The sequence below is a fragment of the Streptomyces sp. NPDC001832 genome, from assembly GCF_040297265.1.
Lineage (GTDB): Bacteria > Actinomycetota > Actinomycetes > Streptomycetales > Streptomycetaceae > Streptomyces.
Map to the genome: position 1 here is coordinate 52605 of NZ_JBEOYU010000001.1, position 24095 is coordinate 76699.

Consider the following 24095-nt stretch of genomic DNA (forward strand, 5'->3'; position numbering starts at 1 on the left):
AGACGAAGTGGATCAGACGGCGACGGGACCGGGATCAGGCCAGCGCGACAAGGTCCTGGTAGTCCGCGCCCCACAGGTCCTCGACACCGTCCGGCAGCAGAATGATGCGTTCCGGCTGAAGCGCCTCGACCGCTCCCTCGTCATGCGTGACGAGGACGACGGCGCCCTTGTATGTACGCAGCGCGCCGAGGATCTCCTCGCGGCTGGCGGGGTCGAGGTTGTTCGTCGGCTCGTCCAGGAGCAGCACATTGGCGGAGGAGACCACCAGGGTCGCCAGCGCGAGACGGGTCTTCTCACCACCGGAGAGGACGCCGGCGGGCTTGTCGACGTCGTCGCCGGAGAAGAGGAACGAGCCCAGCGTCTTGCGGACGTCGACGAGATCCAGGTCGGGTGCCGCGGAGCGCATGTTCTCCAGGACGGAGCGCTCCGGGTCGAGGGTCTCGTGCTCCTGGGCGTAGTAGCCGAGCTTGAGTCCGTGGCCCTCGATGACCTGACCGGTGTCGGGCTTCTCGGCGCCGCCGAGAAGCCGGAGCAGCGTGGTCTTGCCCGCACCGTTGAGGCCGAGGATGACGACCCGGGAGCCCTTGTCGATGGCGAGGTCCACATCGGTGAAGATTTCGAGAGAGCCGTACGACTTGGACAGGCCCTCCGCCATCAGGGGGGTCCTGCCGCACGGCGCGGGCTCGGGGAAGCGCAGCTTGGCGACCTTGTCGGAGATCCGGACGGCCTCCAGACCGGAGAGCAGCCGCTCGGCGCGCTTGGCCATGTTCTGCGCGGCGACGGTCTTGGTGGCCTTCGCGCGCATCTTGTCGGCCTGCGAGTTGAGGGCCGCAGCCTTCTTCTCGGCGTTCTGCCGCTCGCGCTTGCGGCGCTTCTCGTCGGCCTCGCGCTGCTGCTGGTAGAGCTTCCAGCCCATGTTGTAGATGTCGATCTGCGAGCGGTTGGCGTCGAGGTAGAAGACCTTGTTGACGACCGTCTCGACGAGTTCGACATCGTGAGAGATCACGATGAAGCCGCCGCGGTAGTTCTTGAGGTAGTCGCGCAGCCAGACGATCGAGTCGGCGTCGAGGTGGTTCGTCGGCTCGTCGAGCAGCAGGATGTCGGCGTCCGAGAACAGGATGCGAGCCAGCTCGACGCGGCGGCGCTGACCGCCGGAGAGCGTATGGAGCGGCTGTCCGAGCACCCGGTCGGGCAGGCTGAGCGCGGCGGCGATGGTGGCGGCCTCGGCCTCGGCGGCGTAACCGCCCTTGGTGAGGAACTCCGTCTCCAGGCGCTCGTACTTCTTCATCGCCTTCTCGCGGGTGGCGCCCTTGCCGTTCGCCATCCGCTCCTCGTTCTCGCGCATCTTGCGCAGGATCTCGTCGAGACCGCGGGCGGAGAGGATGCGGTCGCGGGCGAGTATGTCCAGGTCGCCGGTGCGCGGGTCCTGCGGGAGGTAGCCGACCTCGCCGGAGCGGGTGATGGCACCGCCGGCGGGGTTGCCCTCGCCTGCGAGGCACTTGGTGAGAGTGGTCTTGCCCGCTCCATTGCGGCCGACGAGGCCGATGCGGTCGCCCTTGGCAATACGGAAGGAGGCGGACTCGATGAGGATGCGGGCACCGGCGCGCAGCTCGATGCCGGAAGCGGTGATCACGGTAAAACTCCAGGGCTGTGTGGACGGCGGACGGGACGAGGGCGGAGTTGTCTCGACGCCGTCTAATGCACAAGGAGAATTGCCATGCGGGCCATTCTACTGGCGGCGTGCAACTGCTTTTCCGCCTCTGTGAACCGAGCCGGGCCGTTGCCGGTGGCCGGTGAAAGACTGAGATGCAGATCACAGAATTGGTCACGGGAGCGCGAGAAGGGGTGAGCGCGATGGCAGGCGTACCGGCCGGCGTTCCGACGATCTATCCGACGATTCTGTACGACGACGCGAAGGCCGCGATCAGGACGCTGACGGAGGGCCTCGGCTTCACTCAGGAAGCGGTGTACGAGGGCGAGGCCGGCTCGGTGCTCCACGCGGAGCTGTCCTGCGGCAATGGCAGAGTGATGCTGGGCTCCAAGGGTCGGGGGGGTGTCTTCGCCAAGGCGATGCAGGGCGCGGGCCCGGCCGGTGTCTACGTCGTGGTGGACGAGGTCGATGAGCACCACGCCCGGGCCGTGGAGTACGGGGTGGAGATTCTGATGCCGCCCACGGACCAGGACTACGGCTCGCGCGACTTCATCGCGCGGGACGGGGAGGGCAATGTGTGGAGCTTCGGGACGTACGCACCGGGGTCGGCGGACTGACGGCCGGACGGGCCCGTCCGGCGCGCGGACTCACTCGTGCTACGCGCCGCCCGTGTGCACCTGGAACGCGGCCCGGCGCACTGCTTTGGCCAGCGCGGGGTCCGGGTGCGCGGCGGCCAGGGCCACCAGGACCTGCACGGTGCGCGGGTGGCCGACCGCCCGTACTTCGTCCAGCAGCGCCGGCACCGTGCCCTGGACGGCCGAGTCGAGATGGCGGACCAGCAGCCCGGTCTCGCCGTGGTCGGCGACGGCCGCCGCGGTGTCGACCCAGAGCCAGGTGGCTTCCTCCCTGCTGAGGACGTCCTGGGCGTCCTCGGGGTCCGTTCCGTCGTACTCGGCCAGCCACAGCAGCGCGTAGGGGCGCAGCGAGGCGTCGCTCACGACGGAGCGCACCTCGGGCTCGGCGGGGGCGCCCACGACCCTGAGCGCCTCGAAGGCGAGCCCGCGCAGCAGCGCGTCCTCCCCGCGGGCGACGCCAAGGAGTTCGGCGACGGCGCTGCCGACGGGGCGGGCGGCGAGCCAGGCACGGTATTCGGCGCGGGCCGGGCCGGGGGTGAGCCGGGCGCAGCCGAGCAGCATGTCGGCGGCGGACTGCTCGATGTTCCCGGCCAGGCTCTGGGCCGCGACGCAGATCTGCTCCAGCTTCACCCAGACCGCCCAGTTGCCGAGCGGGGTGAGGGTGGCGTGTCCGGCACCGAGGGTGAGCGCGCCGACGGCGGCCAGTCCCTCAAGGGCCCAGTCGAGAAGGAGGGCGACCAGGGCGGCCGGGTGCGCCGCGGGGGCGGATTCGGCCGGTTCGGGCAGCGCCTGCGGCCCGTACGGCACCTCGCAGCGCTCCTCGTGGAGTTCCGCGACGCGCTGGCCGAGAAGGTCCAGGAGGGCGGGCACGGCGACCGAACCCGCCGAGAGCTGGAGAAGGGAGAGCACCTGCGGCACGGCCTCGACGGCCTCTGCGACCGCGGTGGACTCAATGCCCTCGGGCGCCGGGTGGACGAGCGACCAGGCATCGAAGAGCGCCACCCAGCCGCGGAGCACGGCGGAGTCGTCACGGTCCCAGGCGCGCAGCCGCCAGCCGGGGCGTGCGGTGTCGCCGTGCAGTTCGACCAGACCGGCGAGCCGGGCCCGGTCCCAGCCGGAGCGCACCTGGGCCGGGGACAACTCCAGGGCTGTCGCGGCCCGTTCGAGAGCCTGGGCGGCCAGTGGCGGCGCGCCGGGGATCGCTCCGTCGGCTGCCCAGCGGGCGATCCGTACGGCGTCGGCGAGGACGGTCCTGGCCTGGTGGGCCAGTTCCGCCCTGGGCGGGGTGCCCTCCGGGGGGCGGGGAGCCGGCCTGGTGCGCCGGGTGGTCACGGCCTTGCGAGCGGTGGCAAGGGGTCGCGGGCGGACAAGTCGCAGCCTGGAGTCGCGCGGGGTACGGGACGTCACGGGGAGCAGTCTTGCCCCTGACGGCCCGAAAGCCCAAACGGAACCCGAATTCGCGGTGGAAGGAGTGACGGGCGGGGGACGGCACCGATCGGCCGATCCCTCGCATCAGGTCACATCAGAGGCGTGAGGAAGCGGCGCAGGGCCTCCTCGTAGTGGACCGGGTCGGCATTCCACATCGCCGCATGCGGAGCCTGCGGTACGGCGCGCAGGTCGACCAGGTCCGGGCGGCGGGCGGCGAGTTCGCGGGACGGCTGCCAGGGGGCCAGGGTGTCGTCCGGGCCGTGGAAGATCAGGGTCGGGACATGCAGCGCCGGTACGAGGGAGCCGTCCAGGAGCCGGGTGCCGCGTAGCCCGGTCTGTCCCTGGGCGGCGCGGACGGCGAGCGGCAGCAGTGCGCTCGGGACACCGCGGGCGACGGCCAGGGCGCGCAACGTGGCGACCCAGTCCAGGACCGGGGAGTCGAGGACGAGACCGCAGATGCGGTTGCGGAGCGCGGAGTTGACGGCCGCGTGCAGCGCCATCGAGGCACCGGTGGACCAGCCGTACAGGACGACATTCTCGGCGCCGTACCGCACGGCGAAGCGGATCGCCGCGTCCAGGTCGCGCCATTCGGATTCGCCGAGGTGGGCCAGGCCGTCCGGAGAACGCGGGGCTCCGGGGTCGCCGCGGTAGGCCAGGTCGAGCACGGGCAGGCGCAGATCGTGCAGGAACTCCATGATGTTCATGGGGTGTTCCCTGGTGGTGCCGAGGCCGTGCACGGTGATGACCCAGGTGTCGCGGGGGCCGGGCAGGAACCAGGCGGGCAGGGCGCCGAGTTCGCCGGGGATCTCGACTTCCGTGTGCTCGAGGCCGAGGGCTGAGGAGGGGTCGCCGCTGTGCAGCTGTGGGCTGATCCGGACCTCGGCGCCGGTTTCCAAGCTGCCGCGGTTGACGCGTTCCAGTCTGCGGACGACGGTGTCGGGGGCGTGGTGGGCATGTTCGATCACCGGGCCGACGACGGCGTGGACGTCGTCGCCCATCAGTCCGTACCTGCCGGGCCGCAGGGCGGCGAAGGAACGGGTCAGGGTGACCTGCCCGGCCGCCGTGGCGTGCACGGTGAGTCTGCGGTCGGCGGGGAGTGGCCGTCCGGACGGTGCCCTGAGGGCGGCATCGCTGGCGTATCGGCCGGCCGCGACCGCTGCCGCACCGATGCCGAGGATCGTCGTGACGGCTACTGCCGTGACTGTTGCCGGGCGCACTGTTCCAGTGTCGTGGGGTCCGCCGCACCCGGCCAGCTGACGGGGGCCGTTCGGTGGGACAGATGGGATGGGACAGTCAGGACAGCGGGGACAGGCAGGGACCGGGTCACCCCGGTTGCTCGTATCCCTTCAGTGTCTCCAGGCACGTCGATCGCGTCCCGCTGCGGATCGCTCATGCGGAGATGCTGTCAGCCCGGGAGGCGAACGGGCATTCGGTCGACCCATCAAAGAAGTTAATAAAAGGTCAATTGGGTCAGAATTAGGTGCGATTAGGACATATGCCCGACCGCGCTACCCTGCGAAGGGCGAACAGAACAACCCGGATACAGCTGGAGACACCACAGCGCCCCGCTCAGTTCATCTTCCGTTCATCCAGGTTGACTACGGTCCACGTGCCAATGACGTCGAACGATTGCCTGGGTAAATGGAACACATCACGCTGCTGCTCGCGATTGTGATCGCGACAGCTCTAGTGTTCGATTTCACGAACGGTTTCCATGACACCGCCAACGCGATGGCGACCACCATCTCGACCGGCGCACTCAAACCGAAGACAGCGGTGGCCATGTCCGCCGTGCTCAACCTCGTCGGCGCGTTCCTGTCGGTGGAGGTCGCCAAGACGATCTCCGGCGGGATCATCAACGAGGACGGGCTGCAAACAGAAGTCATCTTCGCGGCACTCGTCGGCGCCATCCTGTGGAATCTGCTGACCTGGCTGGTCGGACTTCCGTCCAGCTCCTCGCACGCCCTGTTCGGCGGCCTGATCGGTGCGGCGGTGATGTCGTCGGGCTGGTCCTCGGTCAACGGCGACACCGTCGTCACCAAGGTGCTGATCCCCGCGGTCGCCGCCCCGATCGTCGCCGGTCTGGCCGCGCTGCTGGCCACCAGGCTCACGTACCGGATCGGCGGGAAGATTCGCGACGGCGCCCAGGAGAAGGCCACCGCCAAGGGCTACCGCGCCGGTCAGATCGCCTCGGCCGGACTGGTCTCCCTCGCCCACGGCACCAACGACGCGCAGAAGACCATGGGCATCATCACCCTGGCCCTGGTCACCGGTGGAGTCCTGCAGCCCGACTCCGACCCGCCGGTCTGGGTCATCGTCTGCGCCGGTTCGGCCATCGCACTCGGCACCTACCTGGGCGGCTGGCGCATCATCCGCACCATGGGCAGCGGCATCACCGACCTCAAGCCGCCGCAGGGATTCGCCGCCCAGACCAGTGCTGCCACGGTCATCCTGGCCTCCTCGCACCTCGGCTTCTCCCTCTCCACCACCCAGGCCTGCTCCGGCGCCGTGATGGGCGCGGGCCTCGGCCGCCAGGGCGGTGTGGTCCGCTGGTCCACCGTCACCCGGATGTTCGTCGCCTGGGGTCTGACCCTGCCGGCCGCGGGCCTGGTCGGCGCGGGTGCGGAAGTCCTCACCGAGCAGGGCACCTGGGGTGTCGTGGTCGTCGCGGCGCTGCTCATCGTGGGCTCCGGGGCGATCTGGCTGGTATCGCGCCGCAAGCCGGTCGGCCACGGCGATGTCGCGCACACGGGCGGCGACGCCGAGCCCGTCGACGCCGCCACCGCGGCCACCGCGGCCATCGCGGCCGTCAGCCCGCCGCTCACCGCGGCGCAGGCAGCGGCCCAGGACCTCAGTGCCACCATTCCGGCTCCGGCCGGAACCACCCAGGACCCGGCGCGAACCGCCACCGTCTAGGCCGCCTAGGCCGGCCGTCTAAGGATTCAGCATGAACATCGACTGGGCAGCCCTCGGCTCCGTCTTCGGCGTCTCCCTCGTCGTCACCGTCGCGCTGGTGGGCCTCTTCACCCTGGGCATCGTCGGTCTCTCCAAGCAGCCCGAACCTGAGGCGCAGGGCGGCTCCGGCGGCTCGCTGCTGCTGGCCCGCGCCGGCGGGTACGTCTGCTTCGCGCTGTGCGCCGCGGCGGTCGCGTACGGGATCTATCTGATCGTCGCCTGAGCATCTTCCTCGCGCTCCTTGACGGGCCGGACACGACGTGTGTCCGGCCCGTCTTGGTGTGCCCGGCCCGATGTGGGGCTCAGCACACCGCACCGCCACAGGTCAACAGCAGGTTGACGGGCGTTCGCGGAGCGTGGTGGACTGCCGGAGCCAATTACGACGACAGCAGAGGAAGCCGGTGCGAATCCGGCGCGGTCCCGCCACTGTCACCGGGGAGCAGTCCCCCACACCGGAAGTCACGGCCCGCGCGAGCGGGCTGGAAGGCCGGGGGAACTGCGGATCCGGGAGCCAGGAGACTCTCGTCGCCGGTCACGTCGAACCAGGGCGCGGACCCTGAGTGAGGACATATCGCCATGCCTGGCTGCCGTGCGTCCGTTGCTGTGGCGCTCTCGACGAGAGCCGCCTGTACGAAGCTCCTTCGAGGCGTAACGGCCGGTTGAGCCGTGCGTGCCGACCGCATTTTCGCGTACGGCGCCACGGCCGGTCTGATCGGCGATCTGCTGCTCGGTGACCCCCGCAGGGGGCATCCGGTCGCCGCCTTCGGGCGGGTCGCGGCAGGCGTCGAGCGCCGTCTCTGGCGCGACCACCGCGGGTCGGGCGCGCTGCACACGCTCGTCTGCGCCGGAGGCGCCGCAAGTGGTGCCGCGCTGATCACCCGTGCCGTGCGCAGCCACCCCGCCGCCTCCGTCGCACTGACCGCGGCCGCCACCTGGTCCGTCGTCGGCGGTACGTCCCTGGGGCGTGAGGCCCGGACTATCGCGGGCGCCCTGGCCGCCGGTGACATCGATTCGGCCCGCGAGCGGCTGCCGCATCTGTGCGGACGCGACCCGCAGTCTCTCGACGGACCGCAGATCGCCCGTGCCGTGGTGGAATCCGTGGCCGAGAACACCTCGGACGCCGTGGTCGGCGCCCTGGTGTGGGGTGCGCTGGCCGGTGTGCCCGGGCTCGTCGGCTTCCGGGCCGCGAACACCCTCGACGCCATGGTCGGCCACAAATCGCCACGCCACCGACGCTACGGCTGGGCTTCGGCCCGCCTGGACGACCTCGCGGGCTGGCCGGGTGCCCGGCTCACAGCCCTGCTCACCGTGGCCGCCGGGGGGCGGCCACGTGGAGCGGCGGGGGCGTGGCGGGCAGACGCGGCCAAGCACCCGAGCCCCAACGCGGGCCCGGTGGAGGCCTCGTTCGCGGGTGCGCTCGGCGTACGGCTCGGCGGGACCCTGGCGTACGGCGGTCGGGTCGAACACCGCCCCGTCCTCAACGGGGAGACGGGCCGGGCGGTGGAGACCGAGGACATCGAACGCGCGGTACGGCTGTCGCGCCGGGTGAGTGCGCTGGCCCTCGGCATGTGTGTGGCGGGACGACTGGGTGCGGGCCTCGTCGCGAGACGGATCGCAGCACGTCGGTCCGCAGGACGTCGGGTCACAGGACTTCAGGTCACGGGACGTCGGATGGCAGGACGTCGGATCGCAGGACGGAGACGGACATGAGCGGCGGGCTGCTGGTCGCCGGAACCACCTCGGACGCGGGCAAGAGCGTCGTCACGGCAGGTATCTGCCGCTGGCTCGTACGGCGGGGCGTGAAGGTGGCGCCCTTCAAGGCGCAGAACATGTCGCTGAACTCGTTCGTCACCCGCGAGGGCGCCGAGATCGGGCGCGCCCAGGCCATGCAGGCCCAGGCCGCCCGGGTGGAGCCGACCGCGCTGATGAACCCGGTCCTGCTCAAGCCCGGCAGCGACCGCTCCAGCCAGGTCGTCCTGATGGGCAGACCGGTGGGCGAGATGAGCGCACGCGGCTACCACGGCGGCAGGCAGGAAGCGCTGCTCGGCACGGTCGTGGACTGTCTCGAGCAGCTTCGGGGCACGCATGACGCAGTGATCTGCGAGGGGGCGGGCAGTCCGGCCGAGATCAATCTGCGGCGCACGGACATCGTGAACATGGGCATCGCACGGACGGCACGCTTTCCGGTGGTGGTCGTCGGCGACATCGACCGCGGCGGCGTCTTCGCCTCGTTCTTCGGCACCACGGCGCTGCTCGACGCCGAGGACCAGTCGCTGATCGCCGGATACCTCGTCAACAAGTTCCGCGGCGATGTGTCGCTGCTGGAGCCGGGGCTGGAGATGCTGCGCCAGATCACCGGGAGGCAGACGTACGGGGTGCTGCCCTTCGCCCATGGCCTCGGGATCGACGAGGAGGACGGTCTGAGACCCGCTTTCAAAAACAGCACAGCGCTGCGCGGAGCCGGAGGCGAATCGGTTGTCGCGCCGCCGCACGGCGACAAAGTGCTGCGCGTCGCGGTGTGCGCCGTACCCCTGATGTCGAACTTCACCGATGTGGACGCGCTGGCCGCCGAACCGGGCGTCGTCGTCCGGTTCGTGGACCGCGCGGAGGAGCTGGCCGACGCCGACCTCGTCATCGTCCCGGGCACCCGCGGCACCGTGAAGGCACTGGCCTGGCTGCGCGAGCTCGGCCTCGCCGATGCCCTGGTGCGGCGCGCCGCCGAGGGCCGGCCGGTCCTCGGCATCTGCGGTGGCTTCCAGATCCTCGGTGAACACATCGAGGACGAGGTCGAGTCGAGGGCCGGGCACGTCGACGGCCTCGGCCTGCTGCCCGTACGCATCCGCTTCGACCGCGAGAAGACCCTCGCCCGTCCCGTCGGCGAGGCGCTCGGCGCCCCCGTCGAGGGGTACGAGATCCACCACGGCGTCGCAGACGTACACGGCGGGGAAGGGTTCATCTCCGATGGCCGAGGTCGCAGCCTGGACGGCTGCCGGGCCGGCGCCGTGTGGGGCACCCACTGGCACGGCTCACTGGAGAGCGACGAATTCCGCCGCCGCTTCCTGGCCGAGGTCGCGCGGGCGGCCGGCCGGCGTTTCGTCCCCGCCCCCGGCACCAGCTTCGCCGCGCTGCGCGAGGAACAGCTCGACCGCCTCGGCGACCTCATCGAAGAACACGCCGACACCGACGCACTGCTGCGGCTCATCGAGTCGGGCGCACCGTCAGGACTTCCCTTCATCGCCCCCGGAGCACCTGGAGCACACGCATGAATGCCCCTATGAGCACCGTGCTGTTGCTGTCGACCGCCGACACGGACCTCCTCGCCGCCCGTGCCTGCGGCGCGCCGTACAGGATCGGCAACCCCACCCGCGTCGACGCCCACGACGACCTCCCCGCGCTGATCGAGGGCTCCTGCGTCGCCGTCGTCCGTCTCCTCGGCGGTAAGCGCGCCTGGGAGGACGGGCTGGCCGTCCTCAAGGCGTCCGGCATCCCGACCGTGCTGCTGGGCGGCGAGGCCGTGCCGGACGCGGAGCTGATGGCCGAGTCGTCCGCGCCCGCCGGTGTCGTCGCCGAGGCGCTGCGCTACCTCGTGGAGGGCGGCCCTGCAAACCTCGTCGAACTGGCCCGCTTCCTCTGCGACACCGTCCTGCTGACCGGCCACGGCTTCGCCGAGCCGAAGAAGATGCCCGAGTGGGGTCTGTACGGCAGCCGCGAGTTCGTCGAGGGCCGCCCGACCGTCGGCGTGCTCTTCTACAGGGCGCACCAGCTGTCCGGGAACACCTCGTTCGTGGACGTCCTCTGCGACGCCGTCGAGGCCCGTGGCGCCAACGCGGTGCCCGTGTACTGCGGTTCGCTGCGCGGCGCGGACTCCGGTCTCCTCGAGTTGCTCGGCCGGGCCGACGCCCTGGTCGCCACCGTGCTCGCGGCTGGCGGCACCCGTGCGTCGGACGCCTCCGCCGGCGGCGACGACGAGGCCTGGGACATCGGCGCGCTCGCCGATCTGAACGTCCCTGTGCTGCAGGGCCTGTGCCTGACCTCCACACGCGCCGCGTGGGACGCGTCGGACGCCGCGCTCTCCCCCATGGATGCCGCGATGCAGGTCGCGATTCCCGAGTTCGACGGCCGCCTGATCACCGTGCCGTTCTCCTTCAAGGAGCAGGGTCCCGACGACGTACCGGTGTACCGCGCCGACCCCGAACGGGCCGCGCGCGTCGCCGGGATCGCGGTGCGCCACGCCGCCCTCAAGCACAAGACGAACGCCGAGAAGAAGCTCGCCCTCGTCTTCACCGCCTACCCGACCAAGCACTCGCGCGTCGGCAACGCCGTCGGCCTGGACACGCCCGCATCCGCGGTACGGGTCCTGGACGCCCTGCGCGACGCCGGATACCGAGTCGACGGGCACCCCGACAACGGCGACGAGCTCATCCACCGTCTCATCAACGCCGGTGGCCACGACGTGGAGTGGCTGACCGAGGAGCAGCTCGCGGCAGCCCCCGCGCGTGTATTGCTCGCCGACTACCGGGCCTGGTTCGACAAGCTGGAGCCGGGACTGCGCGACTCGATGCTGGAGCACTGGGGCGAGCCGCCGGGTTCGCTGTACGTGGACGGAGACGAAATCGTCCTCGCCTCGCTCCGGTTCGGGAATGTGGTGGTGCTGATCCAGCCGCCGCGCGGCTTCGGCGAGAACCCGATCGCGATCTACCACGACCCGGACATGCCGCCGTCCCACCACTACATGGCGACGTACCGCTGGCTGGAGGCCGCAACATCGGAGGGGGGCTTCGGCGCGGATGCCGTCGTCCACATGGGCAAGCACGGCACGATGGAGTGGCTGCCGGGCAAGGGCCTCGGCCTGTCCGCCGGTTGCGGCCCCGATGCCGTCCTCGGCGAACTGCCGCTGATCTACCCGTTCATCGTCAACGACCCGGGCGAGGGCACCCAGGCCAAGCGGCGTGGGCACGCCACGGTGGTGGACCATCTGGTGCCGCCAATGGCGCGCGCCGACACCTATGGCGACCTGGCCAAGCTGGAACAGCTGCTCGACGAGTACGCGCTGGTCAGCGATCTCGACCCGGCGAAGGCTCCGTCGGTGCGGGCGCAGATCTGGACGCTGGTGAAGGCCGCCGAGCTGCACCACGACCTCCATGTCGACGAGCAGCCCGGCGACGACGACTTCGACTCGTTCGTCATGCACATCGACGGCTACCTCTGCGAGATCAAGGACGTCCAGATCCGGGACGGCCTGCACATCCTGGGCGGCGGTCCCGTCGATGAGGCGCGGGTCAACCTGGTGCTGGCCGTGCTGCGCGCCTCGCAGGTGTGGGGCGGAACAGCGAACGCGCTGCCGGGGCTGCGGGCGTCGGTCGCCGAGCACTTCGGGCTCAGCGAGAAGGAGCTGCTGGCCGAGCCCGGCGCTGCGGTGAAGGTTCCGGTCGGGCTGACCGAACTGGTCGACGGCCCGGCGCGCACCGGCGCGGACGCGATCGACCTGCTGGAGCGGCTGTGCCGTCGACTCGCGGAGGGTATGGAGGAGCGCGGCTGGGACATCGCGGCTGCGGCGGGGCTGGTCCAGGAGGTGCTGGGCTTCGAACTTCCGGACGCGGTGGCCGTGTTGGGGTTCGCGTGCGAGGAGGTCGTGCCGCGCCTTGCCCGGACGAAGGACGAGATCGATCACATTCTGCGGGCGCTGGACGGCGGTTTCGTACCGGCCGGCCCGTCGGGCTCGCCCACCCGTGGGCTCGTCAATGTGCTGCCGACCGGCCGCAACTTCTACTCGGTGGACCCGAAGGCGATTCCGTCCCGGCTGTCGTGGGAGGTCGGGCAGTCGCTCGCCGACTCCCTGATCGCCCGGTATCTCGCCGACACGGGCGACTACCCGAAGTCGGTCGGCCTGACCGTGTGGGGTACCTCCGCCATGCGCACCCAGGGCGACGACATCGCGGAGATCCTGGCGCTGCTCGGCTGCCGGCCGGTGTGGGACGACGCATCGCGGCGGGTGACCGGGTTCGAGGTCGTGCCGGTGAGTGAGCTGGGGCGCCCGCGCATTGATGTGACGGTGCGGATCTCCGGGTTCTTCCGCGACGCGTTCCCGCATGTGGTGGGACTGATCGACGACGCGGTACGGGCGGTGGCGGAGCTGGACGAGCCCGCCGACGCCAACTACGTACGGGCGCACGCCGACGAGGACACGGCGGAGCACGGCGACCGGCGTCGGGCGACGGCACGCGTCTTCGGGTCGAAGCCGGGAGCGTACGGGGCGGGGCTGCTGCCGCTGATCGACGCGCGGAACTGGCGGTCGGACGCGGATCTGGCCGAGGTGTACGCGGTCTGGGGCGGTTACGCGTACGGGCGCGGGCTCGACGGGCGGGCGGCGCGCGGGGACATGGAGACGGCGTTCCGGCGGATCGCGGTGGCGGCGAAGAACGTGGATACCAGGGAACACGACATCCACGACGCCGACGACTACTTCCAGTACCACGGCGGGATGGTGGCGATGGTCCGGCATCTGACCGGCGAGTCGCCCGAGGCGTACGTGGGGGATTCGGCGACGCCGGATCAGGTGAAGACGCGCACGCTCGGCGAGGAGACGCACCGGGTCTTCCGGGCGCGAGTGGTGAATCCGCGGTGGATGAGCGCGATGCGGCGGCACGGGTACAAGGGTGCCTTCGAGATGGCCGCGACCGTCGACTACCTGTTCGGGTACGACGCGACGGCGGGGGTCGTGGACGACTGGATGTACGAGCAACTTGCGTCGGAGTACGTGTTCTCGCCGGAGAACCGGAAGTTCATGGAACAGTCCAACCCTTGGGCGCTGCGCGGGATTTCGGAGCGGCTGCTGGAGGCGGCCGAGCGGGGGCTGTGGGCGGAGCCGGACCAGGAGACCCTGGACCGGCTCCGGGCGACCTACCTCGAACTCGAGGGAGATCTGGAGGGGGGCGCGTGAGCCCCCTTGCAATCCCCGCGTGGGCGGGGACCAGAGCAGCAGGTCCACCAAGTGTTCGTGCAGCAGCGGAACATCCCCGCATGAGCGGGGAGCATGCCTTCATCCTGTGGCGAGAGAGACCTCGCCTACCCGAAACCGATCTCAGCCACTCGAAGGAGTGATCCCGTATGAGTAGGCCCTACCCGTTCACCGCAGTTGTCGGGCAGGAGAGTCTCCGGCTTGCTCTGATTCTCAATGCGATCAGTCCTGCCGTGGGCGGAGTGCTCGTACGCGGCGAGAAGGGCACAGCGAAGTCCACCGCCGTCCGTGCGCTTGCAACTCTCTTGCCAGAGGTCGATGTCGTTGCCGGCTGCCGGTTCTCGTGCGCTCCCGATTCGCCCGACTCGGCATGCCCCGACGGGCCACACGAGGCCAGTCCGCGAGCGTCGCGCCCGGCACGCATCGTCGAATTGCCCGTCGGCGCATCCGAGGACCGGATCGTCGGGGCGCTCGACATCGAGCGGGCACTCGCCGAGGGTGTGAAGGCCTTCGAGCCGGGTCTGCTGGCTGCCGCGAACCGAGGCATTCTGTACGTCGACGAAGTCAATTTGTTGCATGACCATCTGGTCGACGTCCTGCTCGACGCCTCCGCCATGGGTGCCTCGTACGTGGAACGCGAAGGTGTCTCCGTACGGCATGCAGCGCGCTTCCTGCTCGTCGGGACCATGAATCCCGAGGAAGGGGAGCTCAGGCCTCAGCTCCTCGACCGGTTCGGGCTGACCGTCGAGGTCGCCGCCTCCCGCGAGACCGATCAGCGGGTCGAGGTCGTGCGGCGGCGCCTCGCGTACGACGCCAATCCTGCGGGCTTCGCCGCCGAGTGGGCCGACGAGGAAGGCGCGTTGCGGGCCCGGATCGTCGCCGCGCGTGCGCTGCTTCCCGCAGTGCGGCTCGGGGACGGGGCGTTGCGGCAGATCGCGGCCACCTGCGCGACTTTCGAGGTCGATGGGATGCGCGCGGACATCGTGATGGCGCGGACGGCCACCGCGCTGGCCGCGTGGGCCGGACGGACGGAGGTGCTCGCCGAGGACGTGCGACAGGCCGCCCTGCTCGCGCTCCCCCACCGGCGCCGCCGCAATCCCTTCGACGCGCCGGGCCTGGACGAGTCCAAGCTCGACGACACGCTGGAGCAGCACAGCGGCGAGGACGACGACCCGGACCCGGACGGCCCCGGTGGCGGCGGCCGACCCCCGCAGGGCGACGGCCCCGACGCGCCGCCGCAGCCCGAGGGCGAGGCCGGCGGCACGCCCGCGCAGTCCGTGCCCGAGCAGGGGCAGCAGTCTTCCGGGGCCGGTGAGCAGCAGCCCGTACGCGCTGCCGAGCCGTTCCGTACGAAGATGTTGAGCGTGCCCGGTCTGGGCGAGGGCGCGGCCGGGAGGCGTTCCCGGGCGCGTACGGAGCACGGGCGTACCACCGGTGCGCGGCGTCCGCAGGGCGCCCTGACCAAGCTGCATCTGGCCGCGACCGTGCAGGCCGCCGCGCCGCATCAGCGGGCGCGGGGGCGGACGGGGCGGGGACTGGTGGTCCGGCGGGACGATCTGCGGCAGGCGACCCGGGAGGGACGCGAAAGAAACCTCGTTCTCTTCGTGGTGGACGCCTCCGGGTCGATGGCCGCCCGGCAGCGGATGAGTGCCGTGAAGGGCGCCGTTCTTTCGCTGCTGCTGGACGCGTATCAGCGGCGGGACAAGGTCGGGCTGGTCACCTTCCGGGGCAAGGGTGCCGAGGTGGTACTGCCGCCGACATCGTCGGTGGACGCTGCGGCGGCGCGGCTGGAGATGCTGCCGACCGGTGGGCGTACCCCCGTCGCGGCCGGGCTGTTGAAGGCGCACGAGGTGTTGCGGGTGGAGCGGCTGCGTGATCCGTCGCGGCGGCCGTTGCTGGTCCTGGTGACCGACGGACGGGCGACCGGGGGGCCCGAGCCGGTGGCGCTGGCGGCGCGGGCGGCGCGGCTGCACGAGGCGGAGGGCGTCGCGTCCGTCGTCGTGGACTGCGAGTCGGGGCCCGTGCGGCTCGGGCTCGCGACCGGCCTCGCACGGGATCTCGGCGGCACCGCCGTCACGCTCGACGAACTGCGGGCCGACTCGATCGCCGGGCTCGTCAAGAACGTTCGGGGAACCAGCAGGAGAGCCGCGTAATGCCGCAGGGACAGCCGACCACCGTGCCGGACGACGGGCTCACCACCCGTCAGCGCCGCAACCGTCCGCTGCTGGTGGTGCACACCGGCATCGGGAAGGGGAAGTCGACGGCGGCCTTCGGGCTCGCGCTGCGGGCCTGGAATCAGGGGTGGTCGATCGGGGTCTTCCAGTTCGTCAAGTCGGCGAAGTGGAAGGTCGGCGAGGAAAACGCGCTGAAGGTCCTCGGGGCGAGCAGCGAAGGCGGGTCCGTGGCCTGGCACAAGATGGGCGAGGGCTGGTCGTGGGTGCAGCGCGACAAGCAGCTGAACAACGAGGAGGCGGCACGCGAGGGCTGGGAGCAGGTCAAGCGCGACCTGGCTGCCGAGACGTACCGGCTCTACGTCCTCGACGAGTTCGCCTACCCGATGCACTGGGACTGGGTCGACACCGACGAGGTGATCGAGGTGCTGCGGAGCCGTCCCGGTACCCAGCATGTGGTCATCACCGGGCGCAACGCGCCGCAGGAACTGGTGGAGGCCGCCGACCTGGTGACCGACATGTCGAAGGTGAAGCACCCGATGGATGCCGGTCAGAAGGGTCAGCGGGGCATCGAATGGTGAGGGGTCCGCGGTGAACGTTCCGCGTCTGGTGATCGCCGCGCCCTCGTCGGGCAGCGGCAAGACCACCGTTGCCACGGGCCTGATGGCGGCCTTCGCGGGGCGGGGACTTGCCGTGTCCGGGCACAAGGTCGGGCCCGACTACATCGATCCCGGGTACCACACGCTGGCCACGGGACGGCCGGGGCGCAATCTCGACGCGTACATGTGCGGCCCCGAGCTGGTCGCCCCGCTGTTCGCGCACGGGGCGCGCGGCTGCGATCTGGCGGTCGTCGAGGGGGTGATGGGGCTGTACGACGGGGCTGGAATCCAAGCAGGGCGCGAAGTGCTCGGGCAAGGTGGCGGCGGGCGACGGGTCGGGCACGGTGAGCTGGCGTCGACCGCCCAGATCGCGATGCTGCTGCGGGCGCCGGTGGTGCTGGTCGTCGACGCGTCGTCGCAGTCGCGGTCCGTGGCCGCGCTGGTGCACGGCTTCGCCTCATGGGATCCGCAGGTGCGGATCGGTGGCGTGATTCTGAACAAGGTCGGCTCCCAGCGGCACGAGGTGCTGTTGCGGGAGGCGTTGGACGAGTCGGGGGTGCCGGTGCTGGGGGTGTTGCGGCGGGCCGAGCAGGTAGCTGTGCCGTCGCGGCATCTGGGTCTGGTGCCGGTGGCCGAGCGGCGGGGCGACGCGGTGGCCGCTGTCGCGGCGATGGCGGATCGGGTGCGGGCGGGGTGCGACCTGGACGCGGTCATGGCGTTGGCGCGGTCGGTGCCTGCGGTGCCGGGTGAGGTGTGGGATGCGGCCGGGGCGGTGGGCACGTGCGGTGGGCCCGTTGCCCGGCCCGCACGGGTCGCCGTCGCCTCCGGGGCCGCGTTCACCTTTTCCTATGCCGAGCACACCGAACTGCTCACCGCTGCCGGGGCCGAAGTCGTGCCGTTCGACCCGTTGCGGAACGAGTCGTTGCCCGAGGGCACGCGGGGACTGGTCATCGGTGGGGGGTTTCCAGAGGTGTACGCGTCGGAGCTGTCCGCCAACGCGGCGCTGCGCAAGGCCGTTGCCGAGCTGGTGGACTCCGGAGCTCCGGTGGCTGCCGAGTGTGCGGGGCTGCTGTATCTGGCGCGTTCGCTCGACGGGCTGCCGATGTGCGGGGTCCTCGATGCCGAGGGGCGGATGTCCGAGCGGCTGACGCTCGGCTACCGGGAGGCCGTGGCGGTCTCCGGCAGTGTGCTGGCGGCGCCCGGGACGCGGGTGCGCGGTCACGAGTTCCACCGGACCGTACTGGAGCCGGGCGCCGGGGCCGAACCGGCGTGGGGTCTGCATCAGCCGGTGCGGCGCGTGGAGGGGTTCGTACAGCAGGGCGTGCACGCGAGTTATCTGCATACGCATTGGGCTTCGGCGCCCGGGATGGCCCGCCGATTCGTCGAGAGGTGCAAGGGATGAACCACGGTCACGGCACGAGCAGGCTGGTCGGCGTCGGTGTCGGGCCCGGTGACCCGGAACTGGTGACCATCAAGGGTGTGAACGCGCTGCGTGACGCCGCGGTCGTCGTCGTGCCGGTGATGGACACCGGTGAGCGGGGGCGGGCCGAGGCGACCGTGCTGCATTACGTGGCGGCCGACAAGGTCGTACGTGTGGTGTTCGCGCTGAACGAGCGGACGGACCGGGCGCGCCGGGAGGCGGCGTGGGACGCGGCGGGTGAACGGGTCGCGGAACTGCTGCGTACGCATGGTTCGGTGGCGTTCGCGACGATCGGCGATCCCCATGTGTACTCGACGTTCACGTATCTCGCGCACACGATGGGTGAGCTGCTGCCGGGTACGGCCGTGGAGACCGTGCCGGGGATCACGGCGATGCAGGATCTGGCCGCGCGCAGCGGCGCGGTGCTGACGGAGGGCACGGAGCCGCTGACGCTGGTGCCGGTGACCGCCGGGGCCGCGGTGCTCAGGGAGGCCCTGGAGGGTCCCGGGACGGTGGTCGCGTACAAGTTCGGGCGGCTGGCCGCGGAGGTGGCCACGGCGCTGCGTGAGACGGGGCGCACCGAGGACGCGGTGTGGGGTTCGGCGCTCGGGCTGCCCGAGGAGTCGATCCGGTCGGCGGCGGAGCTGACCGGGGGGCCGTTGCCGTATCTGTCGACGCTGATCGCGCCCGCGCCGCGCGACGGCGGGCGGGGCGGGAAATTGTGAGGCGCCCGGGTGCGGGGCGGTGGCTGGTCCGCGATGCCCTCCACCAGCGCCGAGCGCGACGAACACCGCCATGCGCTCCGGTCGGCCGATGACCGCTGTGTGCGCATCTCACCGCACCCTGCCGCCCGTCCCACCCTTCTGACCCGTTTTCCCGCTTTTCGAAAGGACCCAGTCCCATGTCCGAAGCAGTCGACGCAGCCGGTGCGGTCGCCGCGCCCACCCACGGCAAAGTGACGTTCGTCGGTGCCGGCCCCGGCGCCGCCGATCTGCTGACCTTCCGAGCGGCGCGGGCCATCGCGGATGCCGACATCGTCATCTGGGCGGCGAGCCTGGTGCAGGCGGAGGTCCTGGAGCATGCCCGGGAGGGCGCGGAGATCCTCGACTCGGCGCAGATGTCGCTGGAGCAGGTCGTCGCCGTGTACGAACGTGCGGCGGCCGAGGGGTTGAAGGTGGCCCGTATCCACTCCGGTGACCCGGCCCTGTGGGGTGGCACGCAGGAGCAGGCCGACCGGTGTGCCGGGCTGGGGGTCGCGGTCGAGATCGTGCCGGGGGTGTCGTCGTTCTCGGCAGTCGCCGCCATCGCGCAGCGGGAGCTGACGATTCCGGAGGTCGCGCAGTCCGTGATCCTGACGCGTCTGGGTGGCGGCAAGACGCCGATGCCGCCGGGCGAGGAGGTACGGGAATTCGCGCGTCACGGCACGACGATGGCGCTGTTCCTGTCTGCGGCGCGGTCCGGGCAGCTCACCCAGGAGCTGCTGGAGGGCGGCTATCCGACGTCGACGCCGGTCGTGATCGCGTACCAGGCGACCTGGCCTCAGGAGCTGATCCTGCACTGCACGATCGAGACCCTGGAGGAAACGGTCAAGGAGCACAAGCTCTGGAAGCACACCCTCTTCCTGGTCGGCCCGGCGCTTTCGGCTTCGGGAACGCGTTCGCACCTCTACCACCCCGGGCACTTCCACGGTTTCCGCAAGGCCGACAAGGCGGCGCGCACCGAGCTGCGCGCCCAGCGGTCCGGCTCGTGATCCGAGTCTTCGGTACGGGGACGGGCGCACCGCTCGGTCCCGATGCCCAGGAGGCGCTGGCCGTGGCCACGTTGGTGGTCGGCGCCAGGCGTCATCTGGAAGCCGCGGGGCTGCCGGAGCAGGCCGAACGCATCGTGCTCGGTCCGCTGGCGCCCGCGCTCGACCGAATCGCGGAGCATGCGCACAGGGTCGGGGCGCGGGTGGTCGTGCTGGCCTCCGGCGACCCCGGATTCTTCGGGATCGTAAGAGCGCTGGCGGAGCGTTTCGGGCCGGAGGTGCTCGATGTGCGGCCGGGTGCGCCGTCCGTCGCGGTCGCGTTCGCCCGGCTCGGGCTGGCGTGGGACGACGCGGTCGTGGTCAGTGCGCACGGCCGCGACCCGCAGACCGCGGTGAACGCATGTCTGGCGCACCCGAAGGTGGCCGTGCTGACCGGGCCCGGCGCCGGGCCCGCGGAGCTGGCGGCCGGGCTGGTGCACGAAGCCGGGGGGCGCACCCTGGTCGTGGCGACGGCGCTCGGCGATCCGGAGCGGGAGCGTGTCGAGCGGCTTTCTCCCGGCGAGGCGACGGCGCGCGACTGGCCGGATCCGGTGAGTGTGGTGCTGTGTCTGGACGAGTCCCAGGTGCTCTCCCCGGTCCGGACGCTCGCGGGAACACCCGCCGGGCCGGGCCGGTGGGCGCTGGACGAGACGGAGTTCGAGCACCGCGATTCGATGATCACCAAGTTCGAGGTGCGGGCGCTTGCGCTGGCCCGGCTGGGGCCACGCACCGGTGACCTGGTGTGGGACATCGGTGCGGGTTCGGGTTCGGTCGCGGTGGAGTGCGCACGGCTCGGCGCGGCTGCCGTCGCCGTGGAGAAGACCTCGGACGGGGTCGAGCGGATCAGGGCGAACGCGGCCGCACACGCGGTGTACGTCCGTGCGGTGCACGGCTCCGCGCCTGCCGTGCTCGACGACCTGAGCGACCCGGACGCGGTGTTCATCGGTGGCGGCGGGCGTGAGCTGCCCGCCATCGTGACGGCGTGCGCCCGGCGGGCGCGGCGCTCGGTGGTGGTGGCGCTGGCCGCGCTGGACCGGGTGCCGGAGGTCCGTGCGGCGCTGACCGGTGCCGGGCTCGTGCCCGAGGGGGTACTGCTGCAGTCCTCCCGGCTGGCGCCGCTCCCCGGTGAGGTGACGCGGCTCGCTTCGACCAACCCGGTCTTTCTGCTGTGGGGCACCCGCCCCGCGGTCCGTGCAAGTGAAGGAGCAACCCAGTGATCGGCCTGATCTCCGCCACGGCGGCGGGCACAGTCGCCCGCGACCGGCTGGCCGCGGCCTGGCCCGGCCGCACCGTGGTCTACGAGGGACCGGTGCGCGAGGCCGTGCAGCGGGCGTTCGCCGAGTGCGAGCAGCTGGTGTGTTTCCTGGCGACGGGGGCCGTGGTGCGGCTGCTCGCGCCGCTGTTGTCGGACAAGTCCTCGGACCCGGGTGTCGTCTGCGTCGACGAGGCGGGCCGCCATGCGGTGGCGTTGCTCGGCGGGCACGGTGGCGGGGCGAACGCCTTGGCCGGGGCGGTCGGTGAGGTGCTGGGCGCGGCGCCGGTGGTGACGACGGCGACGGACGCGGCGGGGGTGCCGGGGCTCGACATGCTGGGCCTGGCCGTGGAGGGCGACGTGGCTGGGGTGTCGCGCGCGATGCTCGACGGGGCGCGGGTGGAGCTGCGGGCGGATGCGGTATGGCCGTTGCCGGCGTTGCCGCCGAATGTGTCCCTGGGCGCCGAGGGCGTGGCGGTGCTCCATGTCAGCGACCGGGTCGTCGAACTCGGGGCACAGGCCGTCGTGTTGCGGCCCGCGTCGCTCGCTGTCGGGGTCGGTGCGTCCAGGGGTGCGCCGGCCGGGGAGGTCGTCGGGCTGATCCGGGACACCCTGCGCGAGGCCGGGCTGTCGCCGCTGAGCATCGCGGAGTTGGTGACGGTCGACGCCAAGGCGGACGAGCCGGGGATAGTCGCCGCGGCCTCGCAGCTCGGCGTACCGCTGCGGACGTACGCCGCCGACGAGTTGGCCCGTATCAAGGTGCCCAATCCGTCGGGCGCGCCACTCGCCGCCGTCGGTACGCCCTCTGTCGCCGAGGCCGCCGCGCTCGCCGCGGGGGGCGAACTCCTCGTGCCGAAGCGGAAGTCGAGGGGGTGGCCACCTCTTGGCCCTGAACGGCGGGCCGCGATGGCCACGTGTGCGGTGGTGCGCCGCAGCCCGCGCGGGCGACTGGCCGTCGTCGGTCTCGGCCCGGGTGCGCGCGATCTACTGACTCCGCGCGCCCGCGAGGAGCTGCGGCGGGCCTCGGTGCTGGTCGGGCTCGATCAGTACGTCGACCAGATCAGGGACCTGCTGCGGCCCGGCACCACGATCCTGGAGTCGGGGCTGGGCGCCGAGGAGGCGCGGGCCCGTACGGCGGTCGCCGAGGCACGCAAGGGACATGCGGTGGCGCTGATCGGCAGCGGTGACGCGGGCGTGTACGCGATGGCGTCGCCCGCGCTCGCCGAGGCCGGCGCCGATATCGATGTGGTGGGCGTGCCGGGTGTGACGGCCGCGCTGGCGGCTGCCGCGATCCTGGGCGCCCCGCTGGGCCACGACCATGTGTCGATCAGCCTCTCCGATCTGCACACGCCGTGGGAGGTAATCGAGCGCCGGGTACGGGCCGCGGCCGAGGCCGACATCGTCGTGACGTTCTACAACCCGCGCAGCCGGGGCCGCGACTGGCAGCTCCCGAAGGCCCTCTCGATCCTGTCGGAACACCGGGAACCGGCGACACCGGTCGGAGTCGTACGCAATGCCTCACGCCCGGACGAAAGCAGCCGGGTGACCTCGCTCGCCGGTCTGGACCCGGCGACGGTCGACATGATGACGGTCGTGACGGTCGGCAACACGGCCACCCGGGAGATCGCGGGCCTCATGGTGACACCGCGCGGCTACCGCTGGCAGTCGGCCGACACGGCCTCGGCGCGGGAGGAAGCCGAGTGAACCGGCCCTGGGAGAGAACCGTTCATCCCATCGAGCAGGAGTCGTTCCGGCGGCTGCGTACCCGCCTGGACACCTCGCACTTCGCACCGCTGACCCGGGCCGTCGTGGAGCGGGTCATTCACTCCGCGGCAGATCTGGCGTATGCGAGGGACCTGGTCTGCGACGAGGCGTCGCTCGTCGTCGCACATGCGGCGCTGCACGCCGGTGCGCCGGTCGTCACCGATGTGGAGATGGTCGCGGCGGGCATCACCCGTCGCGAGACCGTGTGCCGTCTGAAGGAGGCCAGGTCCGGTCCCGGGCTGACCCGTTCGGCACATGCGATCCGGCTCGCGTACGAACAGGTCGGGCCCGGTGCGATCTGGGTGATCGGCAATGCGCCGACCGCGCTGGAGGAACTGCTCGTCCTTGATGCCGCGCCCGCGCTCGTCATCGGGCTGCCAGTCGGTTTCGTCGGCGCGACCGAGTCGAAGGCAGCGCTGCGCGAGAGCGGGCTGCCCGCCGTGAGCAATGTGTCCGAGAAGGGCGGTTCGGCCGTCGCCGCCGCTGCTCTCAATGCCCTGCTGTACCACCCCGTACCTCCCATGAACACCGAGGAGAACCTGTGACCACCGCGTCCAGCCAGCCCGCACTGCTCATCGCCGGCCACGGCACCAGGGACGAGGGCGGGGCCGCGGCGTTCCGTGACTTCGTGACCGAGCTGGGCGGGCGCCACCCCGAACTGCCCGTCGCGGGCGGCTTCATCGAGCTGTCCCCGCCGCCGCTCGGCGACGCCGTGACCGAGCTGGTCCAGCGCGGTGCCGAGCGCTTCGCCGCTGTGCCGCTGATGCTGGTGTCGGCCGGGCACGCCAAGGGGGACATTCCGGCTGCGCTCGCCCGTGAGAAGGAGCGCCACCCCGGCATCTCGTACACCTATGGCCGTCCGCTCGGCCCGCACCCGGCGCTGCTGAAGGTGCTGGAGCGCCGGGTCGACGCGGTGCTGGGCGACAGCGACCGGTCCGAGGTGACGGTGCTGCTGGTCGGGCGCGGTTCGACCGACCCGGACGCCAACGCCGAGGTGTACAAGGCGGCGCGGCTGTTCTGGGAGGGCCGCGGGTACGCGGGGGTGGAGACGGCGTTCGTCTCGCTCGCGGCGCCGGACGTACCGTCCGGTCTCGACCGTTGCGTGAAGCTGGGTGCCGGGCGCATAGTCGTTCTGCCGTACTTCCTCTTCACCGGCGTCCTGCCGGACCGGGTACGTCATCAGACCGAGGAGTGGGCCGCGGCCCACCCGGAGCTCGATGTCCGCTCGGCCGAGGTCATCGGTGCGGCCGAGGAACTGTACGACCTGGTCATGGAGCGCTACCGGGAGGCCGTCAAGGGCGATCTGCGGATGAACTGCGACGCTTGCGTGTACCGGATCTCGCTGCCGGGCTTCGAGGACAAGGTGGGGCTGCCGCAGCAGCCGCACTTCCACCCCGACGACGACGGCCATCACCACCACCCCCACGGCGGCCATGCACACTTCCACTGAAAGACCCGGCGCCACAGGCGCGGGCA

The 24095-nt window shown here is 71.4% G+C and carries 18 protein-coding genes and 1 riboswitch; of the genes, 15 read left to right on the forward strand and 3 right to left on the reverse strand.

All coding sequences use genetic code 11. The annotated features are described in order from the left end of the window. Positions 1-34: 34 nt before the first annotated feature. Positions 35-1633 carry an ABC-F family ATP-binding cassette domain-containing protein gene (locus ABT115_RS00290; protein WP_351782049.1) on the reverse strand — a complete coding sequence of 533 codons (1599 nt, stop codon included), beginning with the start codon at positions 1631-1633 and terminating at the stop codon, positions 35-37. Positions 1634-1854: 221 nt separating this feature from the next. Here ABT115_RS00290 and ABT115_RS00295 point away from each other — a divergent pair, with 221 nt between their 5' ends. After that, the gene (locus ABT115_RS00295; RefSeq protein WP_351782052.1) at positions 1855-2268 is read left to right on the forward strand and encodes a VOC family protein; all 414 of its coding nucleotides are present in this window, start codon (positions 1855-1857) and stop codon (positions 2266-2268) included. Between the two features lie 39 nt (positions 2269-2307). Here ABT115_RS00295 and ABT115_RS00300 read toward each other — a convergent pair whose 3' ends face one another. Together ABT115_RS00300 and ABT115_RS00305 are read right to left on the reverse strand one after the other, a co-directional pair. After that, entirely contained in the window at positions 2308-3618 is a 1311-nt protein-coding gene (locus tag ABT115_RS00300) for a hypothetical protein (protein ID WP_351783003.1), read from the reverse strand. Between the two features lie 185 nt (positions 3619-3803). Beyond that, positions 3804-4931: an alpha/beta hydrolase gene (locus ABT115_RS00305; RefSeq protein WP_351782055.1), complete on the reverse strand. Its 1128-nt coding sequence runs from the start codon at positions 4929-4931 to the stop codon at positions 3804-3806. 424 nt (positions 4932-5355) lie between these two features. Between ABT115_RS00305 and ABT115_RS00310 the strand changes: the two genes are divergently transcribed. The 14 genes from ABT115_RS00310 to ABT115_RS00375 all read left to right on the forward strand — a co-directional run bounded on the left by ABT115_RS00310 (position 5356) and on the right by ABT115_RS00375 (position 24069). Continuing rightward, entirely contained in the window at positions 5356-6630 is a 1275-nt protein-coding gene (locus ABT115_RS00310; RefSeq protein WP_351782058.1) for an inorganic phosphate transporter, read from the forward strand. A 31-nt stretch (positions 6631-6661) separates the two neighbouring features. Beyond that, positions 6662-6892, forward strand: a complete 231-nt coding sequence (locus ABT115_RS00315; protein WP_351782061.1) for a hypothetical protein — start codon at positions 6662-6664, stop codon at positions 6890-6892. A gap of 169 nt (positions 6893-7061) precedes the next feature. Further along, positions 7062-7190, forward strand: a riboswitch (cobalamin riboswitch). Positions 7191-7335: 145 nt separating this feature from the next. Continuing rightward, the gene (locus tag ABT115_RS00320; protein ID WP_351782064.1) at positions 7336-8379 is read left to right on the forward strand and encodes a cobalamin biosynthesis protein; all 1044 of its coding nucleotides are present in this window, start codon (positions 7336-7338) and stop codon (positions 8377-8379) included. Next, a complete protein-coding gene (locus ABT115_RS00325; RefSeq protein ID WP_351782067.1) occupies positions 8376-9935 on the forward strand; it encodes a cobyric acid synthase in 1560 nt (519 codons plus the stop codon). Before ABT115_RS00320 ends, ABT115_RS00325 begins: the two co-directional genes overlap by 4 nt. A gap of 8 nt (positions 9936-9943) precedes the next feature. Next, entirely contained in the window at positions 9944-13609 is a 3666-nt protein-coding gene (cobN, locus tag ABT115_RS00330; RefSeq protein WP_351782070.1) for a cobaltochelatase subunit CobN, read from the forward strand. A gap of 167 nt (positions 13610-13776) precedes the next feature. Continuing rightward, positions 13777-15780 carry a putative cobaltochelatase gene (locus tag ABT115_RS00335; protein WP_351782073.1) on the forward strand — a complete coding sequence of 668 codons (2004 nt, stop codon included), beginning with the start codon at positions 13777-13779 and terminating at the stop codon, positions 15778-15780. Then, a complete protein-coding gene (cobO, locus tag ABT115_RS00340) occupies positions 15780-16379 on the forward strand; it encodes a cob(I)yrinic acid a,c-diamide adenosyltransferase (protein WP_351782076.1) in 600 nt (199 codons plus the stop codon). The genes ABT115_RS00335 and cobO overlap by 1 nt, the downstream gene beginning before the upstream one ends. Next, a complete protein-coding gene (locus ABT115_RS00345) occupies positions 16342-17799 on the forward strand; it encodes a cobyrinic acid a,c-diamide synthase CobB (protein WP_351782079.1) in 1458 nt (485 codons plus the stop codon). The genes cobO and ABT115_RS00345 overlap by 38 nt, the downstream gene beginning before the upstream one ends. Continuing rightward, the gene (gene cobI, locus ABT115_RS00350) at positions 17796-18542 is read left to right on the forward strand and encodes a precorrin-2 C(20)-methyltransferase (RefSeq protein ID WP_351782082.1); all 747 of its coding nucleotides are present in this window, start codon (positions 17796-17798) and stop codon (positions 18540-18542) included. The genes ABT115_RS00345 and cobI overlap by 4 nt, the downstream gene beginning before the upstream one ends. 176 nt (positions 18543-18718) lie before the next feature. Further along, the gene (gene cobM, locus ABT115_RS00355) at positions 18719-19567 is read left to right on the forward strand and encodes a precorrin-4 C(11)-methyltransferase (protein WP_351782085.1); all 849 of its coding nucleotides are present in this window, start codon (positions 18719-18721) and stop codon (positions 19565-19567) included. Continuing rightward, positions 19564-20820: a precorrin-6y C5,15-methyltransferase (decarboxylating) subunit CbiE gene (cbiE, locus tag ABT115_RS00360; protein WP_351782088.1), complete on the forward strand. Its 1257-nt coding sequence runs from the start codon at positions 19564-19566 to the stop codon at positions 20818-20820. Before cobM ends, cbiE begins: the two co-directional genes overlap by 4 nt. Next, positions 20817-22559, forward strand: a complete 1743-nt coding sequence (gene cobJ, locus ABT115_RS00365; RefSeq protein ID WP_351782091.1) for a precorrin-3B C(17)-methyltransferase — start codon at positions 20817-20819, stop codon at positions 22557-22559. Before cbiE ends, cobJ begins: the two co-directional genes overlap by 4 nt. After that, the gene (locus ABT115_RS00370) at positions 22556-23164 is read left to right on the forward strand and encodes a precorrin-8X methylmutase (protein ID WP_351782094.1); all 609 of its coding nucleotides are present in this window, start codon (positions 22556-22558) and stop codon (positions 23162-23164) included. The genes cobJ and ABT115_RS00370 overlap by 4 nt, the downstream gene beginning before the upstream one ends. Then, entirely contained in the window at positions 23161-24069 is a 909-nt protein-coding gene (locus ABT115_RS00375; protein ID WP_351782097.1) for a sirohydrochlorin chelatase, read from the forward strand. The genes ABT115_RS00370 and ABT115_RS00375 overlap by 4 nt, the downstream gene beginning before the upstream one ends. Positions 24070-24095: the final 26 nt, after the last annotated feature.